This window comes from Pseudomonas sp. WS 5411 (assembly GCF_012985595.1).
In the GTDB taxonomy this organism is placed as follows: Bacteria; Pseudomonadota; Gammaproteobacteria; order Pseudomonadales; family Pseudomonadaceae; genus Aquipseudomonas; species Aquipseudomonas shahriarae.
Genome location: NZ_JAARMC010000004.1, coordinates 122,319 through 145,263 on the forward strand (window position 1 = coordinate 122,319; position 22,945 = coordinate 145,263).

Here is a 22,945-nt window from a genome sequence, read left to right on the forward strand (position 1 = left end):
GCAGGACCCGCCCTACTCGCTGTAAATCATCTTCTTGCTCATCCCACCGTCCACCACGAACTCTTGCCCAGTGACGAACCCGGCGCTGCGCGACAGCAGCCACGCCACCATGGCTGCCACGTCCTCAACCGTGCCTACCCGGCCCGCAGGATGCTGCGCATGATCGGCGTCACTCAACGGCTCTGCACGGCGCGCCGCGGGATCACGGGCGTCGATCCAGCCCGGGCTGACAGCGTTGACCCGCACCTCCGGCCCCAGGCTGATAGCCAGCGCGTGAGTCAGGGCCAACAGGCCGCCCTTGCTCGCCGCGTAAGCCTCGGTATCCGCTTCCGACTGCCGCGCCCGGGTCGAGGCGAGGTTGACGATCGAACCACCATGGGCACGCAGATAGGGCGCACAGTGCTTGGCCAGCAGCATCGGCCCACTGAGGTTCACCGCCAGCACCCGATTCCAGTAAGCCAGGTCCAGGCTATCCAATGTGATATTGCGCGGATCGGCCACAGCGGCATTACACACCAGGGCATCCAGGCGCCCGAACTGACCCAGCACTTCAGCCACCCCAAGGGCCACCTGCTGCTCATCGGCCACGTCCATGGTGATAAACCAGGCGTTATCGCCCAGCACCCTGGACACCTTGGCGCCCCGCTCGCGGTCCAGATCAGCCAACACCACCTGCCAGCCTTCGCTGACCAGCCAGGCCGCGATCCCCAGGCCGATACCGCGTGCCGCACCCGTCACCAACGCGACCCGGCCATTACTGACGCTAGCCGCCTCCAGGGACCACTCGATCACAAGGCAGCCAGCCCGCGAGCCAGGTCGGCCTGCAAGTCAGTCACGTCTTCCAGGCCAACGGCAACGCGGATCAGGCTGTCGCGGATACCCGCGGCTTCACGCTCCTGCGGTGCCAGGCGACCATGGGAAGTGGTGCTTGGATGGGTAATGGTGGTTTTGCTATCACCCAGGTTGGCAGTGATGGAGATCAGGCGTGTCGCGTCGATAAAGCGCCATGCGCCCTCTTTGCCGCCCTTGACCTCGAAACTGACCACAGCCCCGAAGCCACGCTGCTGACGCTGGGCCAGGTCGTGTTGCGGGTGGCTCTTCAAGCCGGCGTAGTGGACTTTCTCGATGCCGTCCTGCTGCTCCAGCCACTCGGCCAGGGCCTGGGCATTGGCGCAATGGGCCTTCATCCGCAGGCTGAGGGTTTCCAGGCCCTTGAGGAAAATCCACGCATTGAACGGGCTCAGGGTCGGGCCAGCGGTGCGCAAGAAGCCCACCACTTCCTTCATCTGCTCGCCGCGGCCGGCTACCACGCCGCCCATGCAACGACCCTGGCCATCGATGAACTTGGTGGCCGAATGCACCACGATATCTGCGCCGAGCTTCAGTGGCTGCTGCAGGGCTGGCGTGCAGAAGCAGTTATCCACTACCAGCATCGCGCCCTTGGCATGCGCCACTTCGGCGAGAGCGGCGATGTCCACCAGCTCTGCCAGCGGGTTGGACGGCGACTCGACAAATAGCAATTTGGTATTGGCCTTGATGGCCGCATTCCAGCCAGAAAGGTCCGCCAGCGGCACGTAGTCGACTTCAATGCCAAAGCGCTTGAAGTACTTTTCGAACAGGCTGATGGTCGAACCAAACACACTGCGCGACACCAATACGTGATCACCGGCGCTGCACAGACTCATCACCACGGCGAGGATCGCCGCCATGCCGGTAGCTGTGGCGACGGCCTGCTCTGCCCCTTCAAGCGCCGCGATACGCTCTTCGAAGGCGCGCACCGTCGGGTTGGTATAGCGGGAGTAAACGTTACCCGGCACTTCGCCAGCAAAGCGCGCCGCCGCGTCCGCTGCGGTGCGGAACACGTAGCTGGAGGTGAAGAACATCGGGTCACCGTGCTCACCTTCCGGCGTGCGGTGCTGGCCGGCGCGCACAGCCAGGGTATCGAAAGCCACACCATCGAGGTCGCTGTCCAACCGACCGGCATCCCATTCCTGACTCATGCTGCCACTCCTTCACTCAAATTCTTTATTTAACATACAAAACCGGCCCCTCAGGGCCGGTAGTTACTCAGTTGTTGTACAGATCGATGATCGCGCTGACCGCCTGGGTCTTGATCTTCGATGAGTCGTTACGCGCCTGCTCAATCTTGTTCAGGTACGCCTCGTCGACATCACCTGTCACGTACTTGCCATCGAAGACCGCGCAATCGAACTGCTCGATCTTGATCTTGCCGCCGCCAACCGCTTCGATCAGGTCAGGAAGGTCCTGGTAAATCAGCCAATCGGCACCGATCAGGTCGGCTACATCCTGGGTCGAACGATTGTGCGCAATCAGTTCATGGGCGCTCGGCATGTCGATACCGTACACGTTCGGGTACCGCACGGCAGGCGCGGCAGAACAGAAGTACACGTTCTTCGCCCCGGCTTCGCGGGCCATCTGGATGATCTGCTTGCACGTGGTGCCACGCACGATGGAGTCATCCACCAGCATCACGTTCTTGCCGCGGAATTCCAGCTCGATGGCATTGAGCTTCTGGCGTACCGACTTCTTGCGAGCCGCCTGGCCCGGCATGATGAAGGTGCGGCCGATGTAGCGGTTCTTGACGAAACCTTCGCGGAACTTGACGCCCAGGCGGGTAGCCAGCTCCAGCGCGGCGGTGCGGCTGGTGTCCGGGATCGGGATCACCACGTCGATGTCATGCTCAGGGCGTTCGCGCAGGATCTTCTCGGCGAGCTTCTCACCCATGCGCAGACGCGCCTTGTACACCGAAACACCGTCAATGATCGAATCCGGACGCGCCAGGTAGACGTGTTCGAAGATGCATGGGGTGAGTTTCGGGTTGATCGCGCACTGACGGGTATGCAGCTTGCCGTCTTCGGTGATGTACACCGCTTCGCCCGGCGCCAGGTCGCGCACCAGGGTGAAGCCCAGTACATCCAGGGATACGCTTTCGGAGGCGATCATGTACTCGACGCCTTCGTCGGTGTGACGCTGGCCGAACACGATAGGACGAATGCCGTGCGGGTCGCGGAAACCGACAATACCGTAGCCGGTGATCATTGCCACGACCGCGTAGCCGCCAACGCATCGGTTATGCACGTCAGTCACGGCAGCGAACACATCTTCTTCGGTCGGCTGCAACTTGCCGCGCTGGGCCAGTTCGTGGGCGAACACGTTGAGCAGCACTTCCGAGTCGGAGTTGGTGTTGACATGGCGCAGGTCAGATTCGTAAATCTCCTTGGCCAGTTGCTCAACGTTGGTCAGGTTGCCGTTGTGCGCCAAGGTAATGCCGTACGGCGAGTTGACGTAAAACGGTTGAGCTTCGGCCGAAGTCGAGCTACCGGCAGTCGGATAACGCACATGGCCAATGCCCATATGCCCGACCAGGCGCTGCATGTGACGCTGATGGAACACGTCACGTACCAGGCCATTGTCCTTGCGCAGGAATAACCGGCCGTCATGGCTGGTCACAATACCGGCAGCGTCCTGGCCGCGGTGCTGGAGGACGGTTAGCGCGTCATACAGCGCCTGATTGACGTTCGACTTACCGACGATACCGACGATGCCACACATGCGACGCAACCCCTACTTAATGAATCTTGACTGAACACTACTTACTGCGGCGCGTTGCCGGGCAAGAGATGTTCCTTGAACGGAAGATCAGCGGGTACGCTGATACCGCTGGCCAGCCACTGACTGCTCCACCCCAATATGAGGTTCTTGGACCAATCTGCAACCAATAGAAATTTTGGCACGAGACTCGACTCCTGCCACCATGCATCCTGCTGTACCGGACCCAGGCTCAACAGCCCGACCGCAACGACCACCAGCAACGCGCCACGCGCGGCACCGAAGGCCATGCCGAGAAATCGATCGGTCCCGGAGAGGCCGGTGACACGTATCAATTCGCCGATAAGATAATTGACCATTGCTCCCACCAGCAGCGTGGCGATGAACATGATGGCGCAGCCCGCGATGACGCGAGCCGAAGGTGTTTCGATATAACCGGCCAGATAAACGGCCAGGGATCCGCCGAACATCCAGGCGACGACTCCTGCAACGATCCAGGTCAGCAGCGACAATGCTTCTTTGACGAAGCCGCGGCTTAGACTGATCAATGCGGAGATGGCGATGATGGCTACGATCGCCCAATCAACCCAGGTAAATGGCACAGTGCAGCCTACAGACGGATAAGGCGGCGCATTTTAGCAGAGCGCTGGGCTATCGGTAAGCGGTGTTTGGCAGTCCATTGCAAATCAATGGGTTGTGGCAAGCCATGGCCATCTCAAGTCAGGCAAAAACGAATGTGGGAGCGGGCTTGCCCGCGATAGCGGCGTGCCAGTCAACTAAACAATCGACTGGCCCACCGTCATCGCGGGCAAGCCCGCTCCCACGCAAGCCTGCATACACATTTGGATGTTTCAGCCGCGCTCTGGCTGGAAGCGCACCACAAAGCCCTTCAGGTTCTGCTGGCGACCCAGCAAGTCCCGCAGGCGGTCAGCCTCGGCACGCTCGATCAGCGGACCGACAAATACCCGATTCTTGCCATTGGCAGTTCGGATATACGCGTTATAACCCTGGCTGCGCAGGGTTTTCTGCAAGGCTTCGGCGCTTTCGCGATTGGACAGGCTGGCGAGTTGCACCGACCAACTGATCGGCAGGCCATTCGGATCAATACGGCTTTGCCCCACATCAGGCTTGCCCGGGGCTGCGGGCTGCGGTGCGACCGGTTTCGGCGCAGGAGCAGGTGCAGCCGGCTTGGCGGCGACCACAGGCGCAGGCGCAGGAGCAGGTTTTACCACCGGCACACTCGGCTGGATCGGCGCCGAAGGTGCTTGCTGTTCGGCAATTTCCGCATCGGTCGGCACCGGTTCTTCCTCGGGCAGCGCCTGCGGCTCAGGCACCACTACCGGCTCGACCTGGACCTGCGGCATCACCGGCGCCTGGGGCGCCGCCGGTGCTTCGACCGTAACCTGACGCTGCTCATCCTGGCGAGAAAACAGCATCGGCAGGAAAATCACCGCTAATGCCACCAGCACCAGGGCTCCGACCATTCGCTGCTTGTATGCGCTATCCAGTAATGCCATGTGCAGCTTCCTCCGTGGAGCGCCGGGCCAACCACTCAAGCGCCTCGGCAACACAATAAAATGATCCGAACAACAGAATCTCGTCCTCGGCCGTTGCCACCGCGCATTGAGCCTCCAATGCAGCGGTTACGCTTGCATGGGACGTCACCGTCGCGCCAAGGTTCTGCAACACCGCCTGCACATCATCCGCGGTACGGGTGCGCGGCGTATCCAGCGGGGCGACGGCCCAGGACTGCACACTGCCCAGCAAAGGCGCGACCACACCGTCCAGATCCTTGTCCGCCAGCAGGCCGAACACCGCCAGACGCCGACCCGCCGGCGCCTGGAGCGACAAACGACGCGCCAGGTACTGCGCAGCATGGGGGTTATGCCCAACATCCAGCAACAGGTTCAAGCGCTTGCCTTGCCACTCGAACGAGCGACGATCCAGGCGCCCGACCACCTGCGTACGCTGCAAGGTATCGGCAATCTGCCCGGCATTCCACGGCAGATCCAGCAACAGGTAGGCCTGCAGGGCGAGCGCGGCGTTTTCCATGGGCAGGTTCAGCAGCGGCAGGTCGTGCAGCTCGACACCCTGGCCCCGCGCATCGACCCCGTGCCACGACCAGCGATCGCCTGCCACTTCCAGGCCGAAGTCCCGGCCCCGCAGGAAAAACGGGCAATCCAGCTCGCGCACCTTATCCAGCAAGGTATGGGGCGGGTCCACATCACCGCACAGCGCCGGCTTGCCCTGGCGGAAGATCCCGGCCTTTTCATAGGCCACGGATTCGCGGGTATCGCCCAGGTAGTCAGCATGATCCACGCCAATGCTGGTCACCAATGCGAGGTCGGCATCCACCACATTGACGGTATCCAGACGACCGCCCAGACCGACTTCCAGCACCACCGCATCCAGTTGTTCACGCTCGAACAGCCAGAACGCGGCCAGGGTGCCCATCTCGAAATAGGTCAGGGAGGTTTCGCCACGTCCGGCATCCAGCGCCGCAAAGGCTTCGCATAACTGCTCGTCAGTGGCTTCGACGCCATTGAGCTGCACACGCTCGTTGTAACGCAGCAAGTGCGGCGAGCTGTAGACGCCCACCTTCAAGCCCTGGGCCTGCAGCAACGCGGCGACGAAAGCGCAGGTAGACCCCTTGCCATTGGTGCCAGTGACCGTGATCACCCGTGGCGCCGGCCGCCCCAACCCAAGGCGGGCCGCTACCTGTTGCGAGCGCTCCAGCCCCATGTCGATGGCTGACGGATGCAACTGCTCGAGGTAGGCGAGCCATTCGCCCAGGGTTCGTTGGGTCATAAGTTTGCAGGCACCGGCGGCACAACGATGGGCTCGACCTTAGGCGCGACGTACACCGGGGTCGGCAAACCCATCATCTGTGCCAGCAGGTTGCCCAGGCGTGGACGCAGCTCGGAACGGGCAATGATCATGTCGATGGCGCCGTGCTCCAGCAGGAACTCGCTGCGCTGGAAGCCTTCCGGCAGTTTTTCACGTACGGTCTGCTCGATCACGCGTGGGCCGGCAAAGCCGATCAGCGCCTTGGGCTCGCCGACAATCACGTCGCCCAGCATCGCCAGGCTGGCGGAAACGCCGCCGTAGACCGGGTCGGTCAGGACCGAGATGAACGGGATGCCTTCTTCACGCAGACGCGCCAGTACCGCAGAGGTCTTGGCCATTTGCATCAGCGAAATCAGCGCTTCCTGCATCCGCGCACCACCGGAGGCGGCGAAGCAGATCATCGGGCAACGGTTTTCCAGGGCGTAGTTGGCGGCGCGTACAAAACGCTCACCGACAATGGCGCCCATCGAGCCACCCATGAAGGAGAACTCAAACGCCGACACCACCACTGGCATACCCAGCAGCTTGCCGCTGACGGAGATCAGCGCGTCTTTCTCGCCCGTCTGCTTTTGCGCAGCGGTCAGGCGGTCCTTGTACTTCTTGCCGTCGCGGAACTTGAGGCGGTCCACCGGCTCCAGGTCAGCGCCCAGCTCGGCACGGCCATCGGCGTCGAGGAAAATGTCGATACGGGCGCGGGCGCCGATACGCATGTGGTGATTGCACTTGGGGCAAACGTCCAGGGTCTTTTCCAGCTCCGGGCGGTACAACACCGCGTCGCAGGAGGGGCACTTGTGCCACAGACCTTCAGGGACCGAGCTTTTCTTCACCTCGGAACGCATGATCGAGGGGATCAGTTTGTCTACTAACCAGTTGCTCATGCTTTCTTTCTCCAGTACCGGTGGCTTGAACACAGCCCCGCGTATGCCCTTGAGCTAAATTCATTGATGTGGCGATAACAACTGCAGGACGGGGTCAGACGTTCGACCAGCCATTTCCTGCACCTGCCCTCAGCCTTCCAGACAACCCGCCAGTGCGTGGTTGCCACTTCATTGGCGCCGCCCGAGGGCAACGCCGGCCTGTTTTACACAGTGGTAGTTACTGACGGCGGCAGACTGCCAGCCGTCACATCGCGCCACTGCTGCTGCGCACTGCCTGCATGAATGCGTGAATCTTGCCAGAGTCCTTGATGCCCTTGGCCTGCTCCACCCCGCCACTGACGTCGACGGCATACGGGCGAACCTGAGCAATGGCCTGCGCCACATTGTCAGCGCACAAGCCACCCGCCAGGATGATCGGCTTGCTCAAGCCCTGTGGGATCAGCGACCAATCGAAGGCCTCGCCGGTACCGCCAGGAATGCCCTCGACATAGGCATCGAGCAAAATCCCGCTGGCCCCGGCGTAGGCGGCACAACTGGCGGCGATATCGTCCCCGGCCTTGACCCGCAGCGCCTTGATATACGGGCGATGGTAGCCGGCGCACTCCTCCGGGGTTTCGTCGCCATGGAACTGCAACAGGTCCAGGGGCACCGCATCCAGGGTTTCATTGAGCTCGCAGGCGCTGGCGTTGACGAACAGCCCCACAGTGGTCACGAACGGCGGCAAGCCGGCAATGATCGCCCGGGCCTGCTGCACCGTTACCGCCCGCGGGCTCTTGGCATAAAACACAAAGCCAATGGCGTCAGCCCCCGCCTCGACTGCCGCCAGCGCGTCTTCCATGCGGGTAATCCCGCAAATCTTGCTGCGAACGCCTGACATATCGTCGGAACCTCAGGGGGCTGTCCAGGAAAGTCCCGGATGGTAACAAATGCTTTTCCGGGCGTCAGCCGCCAAGTTCAGTGAAACCAGTGAGGAAGTGTGGCCCGATGAAACGCTGCGGCAGCTCGAACTCGTCGCGGTACTCCACCTCCACCAGGTACAGGCCGAACGGGTGCGCCGTGACCCCGCCGGTACGCCGCACCCGGCTCTCCAGCACCTCCCTGGCCCACTCCACCGGGCGCTCGCCGGTGCCGATGGTCATCAGCACCCCGGCGATATTGCGCACCATATGGTGCAGGAACGCCCCGGCGCGGATATCCAGGACAATCATCTTGCCGTGACGGGTCACCCGCAGGTGGTGGACTTCCTTGATCGGCGACTTGGCCTGGCACTGGCCGGCGCGAAAGGCGCTGAAATCGTGGATCCCCACCAAATGCTGGGCCGCTTCAGCCATGCGCTCGGCGTCCAGCGGACGGTGGTTCCAGGTGATCTCTTCGTTCAAGTGCGCCGGACGGATCTGATCGTTGTAGATCACATAGCGGTAACGCCGGGCAATCGCCTTGAACCGCGCATGGAAGTGCGCCGGCATAACCTTGGCCCAACTGACGCTGACATCGTGGGGCAGATTGATATTGGCGCCCATGACCCACGCCTTCATCGAGCGCTCGGCCTGGGTGTCAAAATGCACCACTTGCCCGCAGGCATGTACGCCCGCGTCGGTGCGCCCGGCGCACATCAATGAAACCGGCGAGTCGGCGACCTTCGACAGGGCCTTCTCCAGGGTTTCCTGCACGGTCGGCACGCCAGAGGCCTGGCGCTGCCAGCCGCGATAGCGCGAGCCTTTGTATTCCACGCCCAGGGCGATTCTGAAAAAGCCGGCGGCCGCCATTTCGGCGGCCGCGTTATCTATATTTGCCAAGAGCTGAGAGCCTGATAGTTGCGCAAAGGCGGCCATTATAAAGTGCCAGGCCTGGGCCTGGGGCATTTTGTGGGCGCTGGCTTGCCTGCGATAGCCGCGCCTCGTTTTTACTGACGGACCGAGTCGCCTCTATCGCGGGCAAGCCCGACTCCCCCATTTAAATGCAAAACGGCGACCCGAAGGCCGCCGCTGCGTTAATTGCCGGTAATCACACCAGGCGGCTGAGCATTTCCTTGGCTTCGCTACGCTGGCCGTCGTCACCCTCAGTGAGGACTTCGGCCAGGATGTCACGCGCACCGCCCTCATCGCCCATGTCGATGTAGGCCTGGGCCAGGTCGAGTTTGGTGGCAACTTCGTCGGTACCCGACAGGAAGTCGAATTCCGGCTCATCGTCGCCCTTTGCCGCATCTTCAGCGGTGAAGCTCGGTTCGATCGACGGGCTTTCCAGGCTCTGCGACAGACGTTCCAGCTCGGCGTTGACGTCGTCAAGCTCCGAGGCGAATGCGTCCGGCTTGCTCGATGATGCAGGCTCGTCGGCCAGGGACAGGTCGAAGTCTTCCGGCAGGTCAAAGTCATCCAGCGCAGCTGGCGTCAGGGTGGGCGGCTCGACCGGCGGCAGGTCCTTCATCTCTTCTTCCAGGCCCGAGAGGAAGTCATCGTCGGACTGGGAGGCTGGCGCATCCAGCTGCAAGTCGAGGTCAAAGTCGGACAGATCGTCCGGGCTGGCCTTGGCCTCGGTTTGCTGCTGCAGCACCGACTCAAAGCTCAGGTCATCGACCTCGGGCTCCGGCGCGACCACTGCCGGCGACGCGGCTTCCAGGTCATCCAGGCTCAGGTCGAAATCATTGTCGAAAGCATCGGTTTCAGGCGCGGGAGCAGGCGCCGGTTCTTCCTGGAGCAGATCCTTGACGTACTGCGCATCAAGCGCGGCGGCGGCGACCGCAGCACTGACGCCCGCCGCGAGCACGGCCATGGCCGGGTAGCGATTTTTCAACAGCTCGACCTGGGCGTGGTTCTCGCCATTGGCGACCAACTGGCGCTCCTGGGTCACGAAACCGTCCTTGTCGCCCTGCTGGCCGTAGACTTCCAGGATCTTGAGGCGCAGGTCACTGCGCGCGGGCTCCAGCTTGATCGCCTCTTCCAGCACGGCCGCCGCCTGGTTCAAGTGACCACGGTCCAGATGGGACTGGGCCTGGGCCAGGGCATCGGAGGAACCGGGTTCGATGATCAGTTTGCTTGGCGGCGCCATGCTGGTCGCCGGGGCAGGCACCGGCGCCACGGCAACCGGAGCTGGAGCTGGAGCTGGAGCTGGAGCCAGCTTGACGCTTGCCGCCGGGACTTCAAGGCCCTCGAAACTGTCCAGAGACAGGTCCTGCTCAATATTCGAGGAAAATTCCGGCTCTTCGGCCAGCGCCCGCGCCATGCGCAGGTGTTTTTCCTCTTCCAGGCGCGCATTGCGATGGCGCGCCCATAGCAGCAGGAGCAACAACACCAGGAGGCCGGCGGCACCACCGATCACCCCGAGGACGATAGGGTTGGTCAGCAGGTCATTGAACTTGCCTTCGGTGCTGGCCACTGGCGCAGGCTCAGCCGGGGTTTCCACTGGCGCGACCACCGGCGCTTCGGCAGCCGGAGCAGGGGCAGCAGGCGCGGTCGGCGCCGCAGCCAGTTCGGCAGGGATTACAGCCGGCTGCGCCGGGGCGCCGCCTTCAGCCTGCAACTTGGCCAGTTGGTTGTTTTTCAACTCAATCAGCCGCTGCAGTTTGTCCAACTGACTTTGCAGGTCAGTCATGCGGCTTTTCAGTTCTTCATTTTCGCGGCGGGTCGAATCCAGGCTTTCCTGGGTCACCGCCAGCTTGTTGTTCAAAGCCTTGCTATCACCCGCCGCGCCCTTGACGCCCGCCTTGGCGGCTTCGGCCGAGACCAGGCTCAGGTTGTCCTTCGCTGCCGTCTGCGACGGCGCTGCGCCGGCCTGGGTGCGTTTGGTCGCATCCAGTTGCTGGCGCCCCGCTGCCTGATTGTTAGCGCCACGGCGCCCCTGGCGCCAGGCCGCATTCTGCGCGGTCACTTCGGCGATCGCCTCGGGCTGCGGCAGACTGGTGCTTTGTACCGGGTCCGGCATGCGCAATACCTGGCCGGTCTTCATGCGGTTGATGTTGCCGTCGACAAAGGCTCCCGGGTTCAACGCCTGGATCGCCAGCATGGTCTGTTGGATCGAGCCGCCATTGCGATTTTTTGCGGCGATTTCCCACAGGGTGTCGCGGGAAGTCGTGGTGTATTCCGCCGCCTTGGTCACACTGGCAGCAGCAGGCGGCGCAAGACGGGGTGCCGGGGCGCTGGCCTCAGGGGCTTTTTGCTCGAACTTGGCCGGGTCCAGCAAGACGCTGTAGTCACGCATCAACCGACCATTCGGCCATTGCACCTGCAACAGGAAGCGTACATAGGAATCGGGCAATGGCTTGCTCGAGGTGACACGAACCACGCTGCGACCGCTGGGGTTGAGCACCGGGGTGAAGGTCAGCTCATCGAGGAACGCCTGGCGATCGACCCCCGCATCCACAAAGGCCTGGGAAGACGCGAGGCTGGGCACGATATCGGAGGCTGTCAGCCCGCCCACGTCGAGCAGCTCGATCTCCACCGACAGAGGCTGGTTCAACTTCGACTTGAGGGTCATCTCCCCAAGTTGCAGCGCTTGCGCCATACCGGAGGACAGCGCCGAGGCGGCCGCTATTGCTAACACCAGTTTGCGAACTTGAACCATAGCCTCATCCTTTGTTTGAACACTCCTCGGCCGGCGAGAAGGTTGGGTACCGCTGCCATTCGGCATGGCGAGCCGATAGTTCACCGACGCGCAACTTTTCCTGCATGGGGCCAAGCATAGCGCTTGGCTAGAATCAATCTACAAATTGCCGCCAAGTATCTTTTACACAAGGTGTTTTATCAACAACTGTGCCAGTTGCACGGCGTTAAGCGCCGCGCCTTTGCGTACGTTATCTGACGTCAGCCACAAGTTTAGTTCCGCCGGGTCGTCGATGCCGGCACGCACCCGCCCCACGTAGACCACGTCCTGACCGACCGCATCCCCAACGGCTGTAGGGTAATCGCCCTCTTCCACCAGTTCGATGCCCGGCGCCGCTTCCAACGCGCGATTCACTGCGCCCAGGTCCACAGCGCCCGCCAGTTGCAGGGACACGCTCAGGCTATCGCCAAAAAACACCGGAGCTTGAACGCAGGTCGCGGAAATTTTCAGTAACGGTAGTTCAAGCAGGGCGCGCAGTTCGTGGACCAGGCGCTTTTCCAGGGCAGTATGGCCCTGCGCATCCGGCGTGCCGACCTGGGCCAACAGGTTGAAAGCCATCTGCCGGTCAAAGAATTTGGGTTCCAGGGGCCGTACATTCAGCAGCTCGGCGGTTTGCCGGGCCAGTTCGCTGACGGCTTCACGGCCCTGGGCGGACACCGCCAGGTTAGCGGTGACGCTGACGCGCTGGATATCCAACAGCCCCCGCAGCGGCGCGAGGACCACTGCCAGATGGGTGGCGCAAGGGCTTGGGCTACCGAGCTGGAATGGTTTTTTCAAACCGTCCAGCATCTGGGCATTGGCTTCCGGCACCACCTGGGGCGCCTGTTCGGCCGGCAAGGCGCCGGACAGATCGATCAACGAGCAACCCGCCGCAGTGGCGCGGGGGGCGAAACTCAAGGTGACCGCCGGGCCTGCGGCGAAGAAAGCCAGTTGCACCTTGCTGAAATCAAATTCATCGACTTCCCGCACCCGCACATTTTTGCCGCGAAACGGCACCGACGCGCCGGCCGACTCGCTACTGGCCAGCAGGTGCAAGGTGCCTACCGGGAAGTCCAGCTCTTCGAGGATCTGCACCAGGGTTTCGCCAACCGTACCGGTGGCGCCGATCACGGCGATATCAAAGGTCTGGGTCATGGAGGCTGCCTCGGGCATTGCGGGGGGAGCGGCACTTTACCGGGTGGTGGGGAGTGAGGCAATGATCGTTCCCATGCTCTGCGTGGGAACGCTGCCGTGGACGCTCCGCGTCCATTCCTGAGGCTGTGACGCGGAGCGTCAGGGGAGGCATTCCCACGCGGAGCGTGGGAACGATCAGGCATAAAAAACCCGCGCCTGTCACCAGAACGCGGGTTTCTTCAACACCACAAAACGATCAACGCTCCAGCAGGATCCGCAACATCCGGCGCAGCGGCTCGGCCGCGCCCCACAGCAGCTGGTCACCTACAGTGAAGGCGCCCAGGTACTGGGTGCCCATGTTCAGCTTGCGCAGACGGCCCACCGGTACATTCAGGGTGCCGGTGACCTTGGTCGGGCTCAGCTCCTGCATGCTGATTTCGCGGCTGTTCGGCACCAGCTTGACCCACGGGTTGTGCTGGCTGATCAGCCCTTCGATATCGGCGATCGGCACATCTTTGTTGAGCTTGATGGTCAGCGCCTGGCTGTGGCAGCGCATGGCGCCGATCCGCACACAGATACCGTCCACCGGGATCGGGTTCTTGAAGCGCCCGAGGATCTTGTTGGTCTCGGCCTGGGCCTTCCACTCTTCGCGGCTCTGGCCGTTCGGCAGTTCCTTGTCGATCCACGGGATCAGGCTGCCGGCCAAGGGCACGCCGAAGTTCTCGGTCGGGTAGGCGTCGCTGCGCATGGCCTCGGCCACACGGCGGTCGATGTCGAGGATCGCGCTGGCCGGGTCGGCCAGTTGATCGGCGACGGCCGCGTGGGTCGCGCCCATCTGCTTGATCAGCTCACGCATGTTCTGCGCGCCGGCACCGGAGGCCGCCTGATAGGTCATGGCGCTCATCCACTCCACCAGCCCGGCTTCGAACAGGCCACCCAGGCCCATCAGCATCAGGCTGACGGTGCAGTTGCCGCCGACATAGTTCTTGGTGCCGGCGTCGAGCTGCTGGTCGATGACCTTGCGGTTGACCGGGTCGAGGATGATCACCGCGTCGTCCTGCATACGCAGGCTGGACGCGGCGTCGATCCAGTAGCCCTGCCAGCCGGCTTCGCGCAGCTTGGGGAAGACTTCACTGGTGTAGTCGCCACCCTGGCAGGTCAGAATGACGTCGAGGGTCTTCAGCTCTTCAATGTTGTAGGCGTCCTTGAGCGGGGCGATATCCTTGCCCACGGACGGCCCTTGGCCACCGACATTCGAAGTGGTGAAAAACACCGGCTCAATAAGATCGAAATCCTGCTCTTCCAGCATCCGCTGCATGAGCACGGAACCGACCATACCGCGCCAACCGATCAGACCTACACGTTTCATCGCAACTACACCTTGTTAAAAAGTGGGCCGCCTTGCAGCAACAACTGCAAGCGGGCCAGAGAGATTACAGATTCCGCAGCGCGGCGACTACTGCATCGCCCATTTCCTGCGTCCCGACCTTGGTGCAACCCTGTGACCAGATGTCGCCGGTACGCAGGCCCTGGTCCAGCACCAGGCTCACCGCCTGCTCGATGGCATCCGCCGCTGCGCTCAGGTTGAAGCTGTAGCGCAACATCATCGACACCGACAAAATGGTCGCCAACGGGTTGGCAATGCCCTGGCCCGCGATGTCCGGCGCCGAACCGTGGCACGGCTCGTACATGCCCTTGTTGTTGGTGTCCAGGGACGCCGACGGCAGCATGCCGATGGAACCGGTGAGCATCGAAGCCTGGTCAGACAGGATGTCGCCAAACAGGTTGTCGGTGACGATCACGTCGAACTGCTTGGGCGCACGCACCAGTTGCATGGCGGCGTTATCCACATACATGTGGCTCAGCTCGACGTCCGGGTAATCCTTGGCCACTTCTTCGACGATTTCGCGCCACAGTTGGCTGGACGCCAGGACGTTGGCCTTGTCCACCGAGCAGACCTTCTTGCCACGCACACGGGCCATGTCGAAACCGACACGGGCGATGCGGCGGATTTCGCTCTCGCTGTACGGCAGGGTGTCGTAGGCCTGGCGCTCGCCATTCTCCAGCTCACGCACGCCCCGTGGCGAGCCGAAGTAGATGCCACCGGTCAGCTCACGCACGATCAGGATATCCAGGCCTGCCACCACTTCCGGCTTGAGGCTCGACGCGTCGGCCAGTTGCGGATAGAGGATCGCCGGGCGCAGGTTACCGAACAGGCCCAGTTGCGCACGGATCTTCAGCAGGCCGCGTTCTGGGCGGATGTCGCGTTCGATCTTGTCCCATTTCGGCCCGCCCACGGCGCCGAGTAGCACAGCGTCGGCAGCTCGGGCGCGGTCGAGGGTTTCATCGGCCAGGGGCACGCCGTGCTTGTCGATGGCGGCGCCGCCGATCACGTCGTGGCTCAATTCAAAGCCCAGGCTGTACTTGCTGTTGGCCAATTCCAGGACCTTGACCGCTTCGGCCATGATTTCCGGGCCAATACCGTCGCCAGGGAGAATCAGAATCTGCTTGCTCATGAGTTCCTCATTTCATCAAGCGACCCGCCCGTGGGCAGGTCGGGAAAAATTAATCAGCGCTCAGCGAACACCACCAGCACGTCGGTGCTGAAGGTGCCGTCGGCTTGAATTTCATAGTAATCGCGCACTTCCTGGCCCATCGCCTGCTGCAACGCCAGGATTGCTGCGCGCAACACGGGCGGGGTGCGCATGCGTTCGACCCACGAGGTGTATTCCAGGCGCAGGCGCTGGCGACTGCTGTTGCGCACATGCAGGCCGGCTTCGTTGAGCTGGCGCATCCACTCGCCGGCGCAATAATCGCGTACATGGCTAGTGTCGCGCAGCACTTCGACGGTTTGCAGGTAAGTGTCCAACAGCGGGCTGCCCGGTGACAAGACATCGACAAACGCCGCCACGCCGCCCGGCTTGAGCACCCGGCGCACTTCGCGCAGGGCCAGGCCGAGGTCGCTCCAGTGATGGGCCGAGTAGCGGCTGAACACGAAGTCGAACTCGCCATCGGCGAATGGCAGGCGCTCGGCGGCGCCGTGCAGGGTGCGGATGTTGTCCAGGCCGCGCTCCACGGCCGCCGCGGCGACCACGTCGAGCATCTGCTGGGACAGGTCGTAGGCCACCACTTCCTTGACCAGCGGTGCTACATGGAAACTCACGTGACCGGCGCCACAGCCCAGGTCCAGCAGGCGTGCCGCGCCCTGCCCGGCCAGTTCGGCCTGCAGCAGTGCGAACTCGGTGCCCTGGGCGTGCACGGCACTGCTCAGGTAGGCCGAGGCCTGTTCGCCGAATTGTTTTTGCACGACTTGGGTGTGGGCGGTGCTGGTCATGGTGATGTTCCTGGCTTTTGTGGTGTTCATACAGGCCCTTTCGCGAGCAAGCCCGCTCCCACATTTGAGCGCATTTCAACTGAAGGAACTCGGTCGAATGCGAGAGCGGGCTTGCTCGCGAAGGGGCCAGTCCAACCTACATAGAATTACGCATCACGAAACAACCAAGGCTGGCTGGCCCGGTGCTTGGCTTCAAACGCGGCAATCGCCTCGCCGTCCTGCAAGGTCAGGCCGATATCGTCCAGGCCATTGATCAGGCAGTGTTTGCGGAAGGCATCCACTTCAAAGTGGTACACCTTGCCATCCGGACGGGTCACGGTCTGCGCGGCGAGGTCGACGGTCAACTGGTAGCCGACATTGGCTTCCACTTGCTGGAACAACTCGTCCACTTCGGCATCGCTCAAGATGATCGGCAGCAAGCCGTTCTTGAAGCTGTTGTTGAAGAAGATGTCGGCGTAGCTCGGCGCAATAATGCTGCGAAAGCCATATTCTTCCAGGGCCCACGGCGCGTGTTCACGGCTGGAGCCGCAACCGAAGTTTTCCCGGGCCAACAACACGCTGGCGCCCTGATAGCGCTCGGCGTTGAGCACAAAATCCTTGTTCAACGGGCGCTTGGAGTTGTCCTGGTAGGCGTAGCCCACGTCCAGGTAGCGCCACTCATCGAACAGGTTCGGGCCGAAACCGGTGCGCTTGATCGACTTCAAGAACTGCTTGGGGATGATCTGGTCGGTGTCCACGTTGGCACGGTCCAACGGCGCGACAAGACCGGTGTGTTGGGTAAAAGCTCTCATCGGGTATTCCTCAGATCAATTCGCGAACGTCGATGAAACGACCGTTGACGGCAGCGGCGGCGGCCATGGCCGGGCTGACCAGGTGGGTACGGCCACCGGCGCCCTGACGCCCTTCGAAGTTACGGTTGGAGGTGGACGCGCAATGCTCCCCCGACTCCAAACGGTCCGGGTTCATCGCCAGGCACATCGAGCAGCCCGGCTCACGCCATTCAAAACCGGCTTCGAGGAAGATCTTGTCCAGCCCTTCGGCCTCAGCCTGGGCCTTCACCAGGCCCGAACCTGGCACCACAATGGCTTGCTTGATGGTCGAGGCCACTTTGCGGCCCTTGGCGATCACCGCCGCGGCGCGCAAGTCTTCGATCCGCGAGTTGGTGCAGGAACCGATAAACACGCGGTCCAACTGGATGTCGGTGATCGCCTGGTTGGCTTTCAAGCCCATGTACTTCAAGGCGCGCTCGATGGAGCCGCGCTTGACCAGATCGGCTTCCTGGGCCGGGTCCGGCACGTTCTGATCAACGGCCAGGACCATTTCCGGCGAGGTGCCCCAGCTGACCTGTGGCTTGATCTGGGCCGCGTCGAGCTCGACCACGGTATCGAACACCGCATCGGCGTCGGACACCAGGTCTTTCCAGGCCTCGATGGCAGCCTCCCACTCGGCGCCAGCCGGTGCGAAAGGTCGGCCTTTGACGTATTCCACGGTTTTTTCATCCGCCGCGACCATGCCCACCCGGGCACCGGCTTCGATGGACATGTTGCAGATGGTCATGCGGCCTTCGATGGACAGGTCGCGAATCGCGCTGCCGGCAAACTCGATGGCATGCCCGTTACCGCCAGCGGTACCGATCTTGCCGATCACGGCCAGCACGATGTCCTTGGCGGTCACACCGAACGGCAACTTGCCTTCGACGCGCACCAGCATGTTCTTCATTTTTTTGGCGACCAGGCACTGGGTGGCGAACACATGTTCTACCTCGGAGGTGCCAATGCCGTGGGCCAGGGCACCGAATGCACCGTGGGTCGAGGTGTGGGAGTCGCCGCAGACCACGGTCATGCCCGGCAAGGTCGCGCCCTGCTCCGGGCCGATCACGTGGACGATGCCCTGGCGCACGTCGTTCATCTTGAATTCGGTGATGCCGTACTCGTCGCAATAGTCGTCGAGAGTCTGGACCTGCAAGCGCGAGACCTGGTCGGCAATGGCTTCGATGCCGCCCTTGCGCTCCGGGGTGGTTGGCACGTTGTGGTCCGGGGTGGCGATGATCGAGTCGACGCGCCAAGGCTTGCGCCCGGCCAGTCGCAGGCCTTCGAACGCTTGGGGCGAGGTCACTTCGTGGATGATGTGACGGTCGATGTAGATCAGCGACGACCCATCATCGCGCCGTTTCACTTCATGGGAATCCCAGAGTTTGTCGTAAAGCGTTTTGCCGGCCATCAGTCGGTCCTCATCAGCGTCTTTCTATGCCCTGGGCGTTGAACGATTCAATAACCCTTTGGCTTGTGAGGCTGATGCTATGGCGTTACATTAAATAACTCAAATTCATATTTTTTATGCTTTGGATAACCAACTGGAATACCACTATGGACCTGGCCAACCTCAATGCCTTTATTGCCATCGCCGAAACCGGCAGCTTCTCCGGGGCCGGAGAGCGCCTGCACCTGACGCAACCGGCGATCAGCAAGCGCATTGCCGGCCTTGAGCAGCAATTGAAGGTGCGCTTGTTCGATCGGCTGGGCCGTGAGGTCGGCCTGACAGAGGCCGGACGCGCCCTGCTGCCCCGTGCCTATCAGATCCTCAATGTGCTGGACGACACTCGCCGCGCCCTGACCAACCTGACCGGCGAAGTCAGCGGGCGCCTGACTCTGGCGACCAGCCATCACATCGGCCTGCATCGCCTGCCCCCGGTATTGCGCACCTTTACCCGGGAATACCCGAATGTGGCCCTGGATATTCAGTTCCTGGACTCGGAAGTGGCCTACGAGGAAATCCTTCACGGCCGCGCCGAAGTGGCGGTCATCACCCTGGCCCCGGAGCCCCACAGCCTGGTGCGGGCCACCCCGGTGTGGGACGACCCCCTGGATTTCGTGGTGGCGCCCGAACACAGCCTGGCCAGTAACGGCACCATCAGCCTGACCGACATTGCCCGGCACCCAGCGGTATTCCCCGGCGGCAACACCTTTACCCACCATATCGTGCACCGCCTGTTCGAGGCCCAGGGCCTGACGCCGAACATCGCCATGAGCACTAACTACCTGGAAACCATCAAGATGATGGTCTCCATCGGCCTGGCCTGGAGTGTGTTGCCGCGCACCATGCTTGATGATCAAGTGGCCAGTATCGCTTTACCGGGCATACAGCTCAGTCGCCAGCTAGGCTATATCGTGCACACCGAAAGGACGCTGTCGAACGCTGCGCGGGCTTTCATGAGCCTATTGGATGCACAGGTTGATCCGGCCGCGACGCCGGCATGAGGCCGTGCGGCCTGTAGACCCTGTTCCCGCGCCGAATGCCCATCGAGCCAAGGCCCCTTGATAATGCCCAACCCCGTCGATCCCGTGCCGCCGCTGCCCCGCATCCACGCCCTGGACCCCCAGCAGGCGGAACAAAGCTGGGAAAATGCCCCGCAGCTGTTGGCGGCGCTCAATGCCGCACGGCTCGGTGCCTGGAGCTGGGATATCGACTGCGGGCGCATCAGTTGGTCGCGCGGCACCCAGGCGCTGTTCGGTTTCGACCCCCGGCAGCCGTTGCCCAAGGACCTGGACTACCTCGACTTGCTGGCCGCCGAAGACCGCGGCCGCGTGATCCGCGCGTTTCACGCGGTCCTGGCCGGCGCGCCCTTCGAGCAAGCCATGCATCACCGCATCCAGTGGCCGGACGGCAGCCTGCACTGGCTGGAAATCAACGGCAGCCTGCAGCCGGATGCCTCGGGGCGCCGCCGGATGATCGGGGTGATCCGTGAAACCACCCAGCAGCGCGAGCGCGAACATGCCCTGGGCCACTCGGAAAAACGCTTCGCCACGCTGTTCCACCTGTGCCCGAACATGGTCCTGCTGACCCGCCAGGAAGACGGCCTGATCAGCGAGGCCAACCAGTATTTCGAAAGCCTGTTCGGCTGGCCGGTCAACGATGCCATTGGTCGCACCACCCTCGACCTGGGGCTGTGGGTCCACCCCGAGCAACGGGCCCTGTTGGTCAGGGCGACCCAGCGCAAAGGCGAACCGATCACCATGGAGGTGCAATTTCGCGCCAGCAATGGGCAAATCCATGACGGCACCCTCAGTGCGCAAAAGGTCGAACTCGACGGCCAGGCCTACCTCATCAGCACCTTCCTCGACACCACCGAGCGCAAGAACGCCGAGCAGGCCCTCAAGGACAGTCAGGAGCGCCTGGACCTGGCCCTGGACTCGGCCCAACTGGGCACCTGGGACTGGCATATCCCCAGCGGCATGCTTTATGGCTCGGCGCGGGCCGCACAGTTGCACGGCCTGGATCCGCACCCGTTCCATGAGTCCTTCGATGCTTTTTTTGAAGGCATGCCCGATGAAGAGCGCGCCAGCATGCGCGATGCCTATCGCACCCTGCGTGAAGGGCCAGCCGGCAACTACCAGTTGACCTACCGCGTGCAACTGGGAGACGGCAGCTCGCGCTACCTGGAAAGCCGCGCCCGCCTGTATCGCGACGCCCAGGGCGCGCCGCTGCGCATGGCGGGCACCTTGCTGGATATCACCGACCAGGTCGAACGTGAACAGCGCCTGAGCGCCTCCGAAGAAAAGTTCGCCAGCCTGTTCCTCGCCAGCCCCGACCCGATTTGCGTGACCACTCTGGCCAGCGGCGAATTCGTTGAGATCAACCCCAGCTTTACCCAGACCTTTGGCTGGAGCGCCGCCGAAGTCATCAACCACACCGCCGAGCAGATCGGCTTGTGGGATGAGCCGACCCAACGCCTGCAGCGCATCGAGCAAGTGATTCGCGAACAGGCGCTGAACAATGTGGCCATCATCGTCCATCACAAAAATGGCCAGCGCCTGACCTGCATGATTTCCAGCCGGTTGATCAAGGTCGGCCACCAGCGCTGCGTGGTCACCACCCTGCGCGATATCACCCAGCAACAGCGCTCGGAGGCGGCGCTCAAGGCCAGCGAAGAAAAGTTCGCCAAGGCCTTCCATTCCAGCCCCGACGCCGTGTCCATTACCGAGCGCGACACTGGGCGCTACGTGGAGGTCAATGATGGTTTCTGCCGCCTGACCGGCTACCGCGCCGAGGAAGCGATCGGCCTGACCCTCTACCAGATCGGTATCTGGGCCGACGAAAACCAGCGCACCACGCTATTGGCCGAATTACAGGTCAAAGGCCGCATCCATCACATGGACATGCTCTGGCACAACAAACGCGGCGAGTTGCTGGCGGTGGAGGTGTCGGTCGAGCCGATTACCCTCAATGAAACGCCGTGCCTGCTGCTGACCGCACGGGATGTGAGCCTGCTGAAAAGTGCGCAGGCGCAGATCCGTCACCTGGCTTATCACGACCCCCTGACCAACCTGCCCAACCGCGCCCTGCTGATGGACCGCCTGAGCCAGCAGATCGCCTTGCTCAAACGCCACAACCTGCGGGGCGCGCTGCTGTTTCTGGACCTGGATCACTTCAAGCACATCAACGATTCCCTCGGCCACCCGGTGGGCGACACCGTGCTGAAAATCGTCACCGCGCGCCTGGAAGCCAGCGTGCGCATGGAGGACACGGTGGCGCGCCTGGGCGGCGATGAATTCGTGGTGCTGCTCAGCGGCCTGGAGGGTTCGCGAACTGAGGTCAGTAAACAGGTGCAATTGCTGTCCAACACCCTGCGCGAGTTGCTGTCCGAGCCGATGTTTCTCGATGGTCAGCGCTTGCAGGTCACCCCCAGTATCGGCGTGGCGCTGATCCCCGATCACGGCTCGACGCCGGCGGACCTCCTCAAGCGCGCGGATATCGCCCTGTATCGGGCCAAGGACTCGGGGCGCAACACCACGCAGATGTTCCATAACAGCATGCAACGCACTGCCAGCGAGCGCCTGCGCATGGAGACGGATCTGCGCCTGGCGTTATCACGGGGCGAGTTCAGTGTGCATTACCAGCCCCAGGTGGATGCCCGGGACAATCGCATTGTCGGCGCCGAGGCCCTGGTGCGCTGGCAGCATCCGCAACTGGGCGCACAGTCACCCACAGAGTTCATCAAGGTTCTGGAGGACAGCGGACTGATCCTTGAGGTCGGCACCTGGATCCTCGACGAAGCCTGCGCCGCGTTTGCCCGCCTGATCGCCGAAGGCCTGGTGGAGCCGGAAGGCTTCAGCCTGTGCGTGAATATCAGCCCCCGGCAGTTTCGCCAGAACGACTTTGTCGAACGGGTGGAGCGCAGCCTGACGCAGCATCACTTGCCGTTCAGCTTGCTGAAACTGGAAATCACCGAAGGCATTGTGATTCAGAATCTGGACGACACCATCAGCAAAATGCGCCGCCTGAAAAAGCTCGGGGTCAGCTTTGCCATGGACGATTTCGGCACCGGTTATTCATCCTTGACCTACCTCAAGCGCCTGCCGGTCGATGCGTTGAAAATCGATCAGTCATTTGTGCGCGACGCCACCCACGACCCCAACGACGCCGAGATCATCCGCGCGATCGTGGCCATGGCGCGCAGCCTGAACCTGGAGGTGATTGCCGAAGGTGTGGAAACCCCTGAGCAACTGGCGTTCCTGCAAGGCCTGGGCTGCCATTTGTATCAAGGCTATTTGCACAGCCGGCCATTGCCCCTGGAGGCATTTACTCTGCTATTGAGGTAAGCGCAGGG

18 protein-coding genes are annotated in these 22,945 nt (G+C 62.5%); 2 read left to right on the forward strand and 16 right to left on the reverse strand.

Going from position 1 to position 22,945, the window contains the following annotated elements; all coding sequences use genetic code 11:
* Positions 1-12: 12 nt before the first annotated feature.
* The 16 genes from HBR93_RS09790 to leuC all read right to left on the reverse strand — a co-directional run bounded on the left by HBR93_RS09790 (position 13) and on the right by leuC (position 18,558).
* On the reverse strand, positions 13-777 hold the full coding sequence (locus HBR93_RS09790) for an SDR family oxidoreductase (protein WP_169960277.1): 765 nt from the start codon (positions 775-777) through the stop codon (positions 13-15).
* A gap of 11 nt (positions 778-788) precedes the next feature.
* Complete coding sequence (locus HBR93_RS09795) at positions 789-2,000, reverse strand: O-succinylhomoserine sulfhydrylase (RefSeq protein ID WP_120733620.1); 1,212 nt, start codon at positions 1,998-2,000, stop codon at positions 789-791.
* Between the two features lie 67 nt (positions 2,001-2,067).
* The gene (purF, locus tag HBR93_RS09800) at positions 2,068-3,573 is read right to left on the reverse strand and encodes an amidophosphoribosyltransferase (RefSeq protein ID WP_057438614.1); all 1,506 of its coding nucleotides are present in this window, start codon (positions 3,571-3,573) and stop codon (positions 2,068-2,070) included.
* Positions 3,574-3,614: 41 nt separating this feature from the next.
* Complete coding sequence (locus HBR93_RS09805) at positions 3,615-4,172, reverse strand: CvpA family protein (protein WP_057438613.1); 558 nt, start codon at positions 4,170-4,172, stop codon at positions 3,615-3,617.
* A gap of 249 nt (positions 4,173-4,421) precedes the next feature.
* Entirely contained in the window at positions 4,422-5,087 is a 666-nt protein-coding gene (locus HBR93_RS09810; protein WP_057438612.1) for an SPOR domain-containing protein, read from the reverse strand.
* Entirely contained in the window at positions 5,071-6,378 is a 1,308-nt protein-coding gene (gene folC, locus HBR93_RS09815) for a bifunctional tetrahydrofolate synthase/dihydrofolate synthase (RefSeq protein WP_057438611.1), read from the reverse strand. Before folC ends, HBR93_RS09810 begins: the two co-directional genes overlap by 17 nt.
* Complete coding sequence (gene accD / locus HBR93_RS09820) at positions 6,375-7,295, reverse strand: acetyl-CoA carboxylase, carboxyltransferase subunit beta (RefSeq protein ID WP_038442050.1); 921 nt, start codon at positions 7,293-7,295, stop codon at positions 6,375-6,377. Before accD ends, folC begins: the two co-directional genes overlap by 4 nt.
* Before the next feature lie 244 nt (positions 7,296-7,539).
* Positions 7,540-8,172, reverse strand: coding sequence for a phosphoribosylanthranilate isomerase (locus HBR93_RS09825; protein ID WP_057438610.1), 633 nt, complete (start codon positions 8,170-8,172; stop codon positions 7,540-7,542).
* A gap of 64 nt (positions 8,173-8,236) precedes the next feature.
* Positions 8,237-9,061, reverse strand: a complete 825-nt coding sequence (gene truA, locus HBR93_RS09830) for a tRNA pseudouridine(38-40) synthase TruA (RefSeq protein ID WP_057438609.1) — start codon at positions 9,059-9,061, stop codon at positions 8,237-8,239.
* Between the two features lie 238 nt (positions 9,062-9,299).
* Complete coding sequence (locus tag HBR93_RS09835; RefSeq protein ID WP_169960206.1) at positions 9,300-11,852, reverse strand: FimV family protein; 2,553 nt, start codon at positions 11,850-11,852, stop codon at positions 9,300-9,302.
* Between the two features lie 162 nt (positions 11,853-12,014).
* Positions 12,015-13,025 carry an aspartate-semialdehyde dehydrogenase gene (locus tag HBR93_RS09840; RefSeq protein ID WP_057960178.1) on the reverse strand — a complete coding sequence of 337 codons (1,011 nt, stop codon included), beginning with the start codon at positions 13,023-13,025 and terminating at the stop codon, positions 12,015-12,017.
* A gap of 235 nt (positions 13,026-13,260) precedes the next feature.
* Positions 13,261-14,373, reverse strand: coding sequence for an aspartate-semialdehyde dehydrogenase (asd, locus tag HBR93_RS09845; RefSeq protein WP_057444111.1), 1,113 nt, complete (start codon positions 14,371-14,373; stop codon positions 13,261-13,263).
* A gap of 64 nt (positions 14,374-14,437) precedes the next feature.
* The gene (gene leuB / locus HBR93_RS09850; protein WP_057438607.1) at positions 14,438-15,520 is read right to left on the reverse strand and encodes a 3-isopropylmalate dehydrogenase; all 1,083 of its coding nucleotides are present in this window, start codon (positions 15,518-15,520) and stop codon (positions 14,438-14,440) included.
* 53 nt (positions 15,521-15,573) lie between these two features.
* Complete coding sequence (locus tag HBR93_RS09855) at positions 15,574-16,338, reverse strand: class I SAM-dependent methyltransferase (RefSeq protein WP_057960179.1); 765 nt, start codon at positions 16,336-16,338, stop codon at positions 15,574-15,576.
* Positions 16,339-16,484: 146 nt separating this feature from the next.
* Complete coding sequence (gene leuD / locus HBR93_RS09860) at positions 16,485-17,129, reverse strand: 3-isopropylmalate dehydratase small subunit (RefSeq protein ID WP_057438605.1); 645 nt, start codon at positions 17,127-17,129, stop codon at positions 16,485-16,487.
* Positions 17,130-17,139: 10 nt separating this feature from the next.
* The gene (leuC, locus tag HBR93_RS09865; RefSeq protein ID WP_169960207.1) at positions 17,140-18,558 is read right to left on the reverse strand and encodes a 3-isopropylmalate dehydratase large subunit; all 1,419 of its coding nucleotides are present in this window, start codon (positions 18,556-18,558) and stop codon (positions 17,140-17,142) included.
* Between the two features lie 146 nt (positions 18,559-18,704).
* On the opposite strand from leuC, the gene HBR93_RS09870 reads away from it, so the two are divergent.
* Both HBR93_RS09870 and HBR93_RS09875 read left to right on the forward strand, forming a co-directional pair.
* Positions 18,705-19,595 carry a LysR family transcriptional regulator gene (locus HBR93_RS09870; protein ID WP_057438603.1) on the forward strand — a complete coding sequence of 297 codons (891 nt, stop codon included), beginning with the start codon at positions 18,705-18,707 and terminating at the stop codon, positions 19,593-19,595.
* Between the two features lie 63 nt (positions 19,596-19,658).
* The gene (locus HBR93_RS09875) at positions 19,659-22,937 is read left to right on the forward strand and encodes an EAL domain-containing protein (protein ID WP_057960181.1); all 3,279 of its coding nucleotides are present in this window, start codon (positions 19,659-19,661) and stop codon (positions 22,935-22,937) included.
* Positions 22,938-22,945 lie beyond the last annotated feature (8 nt).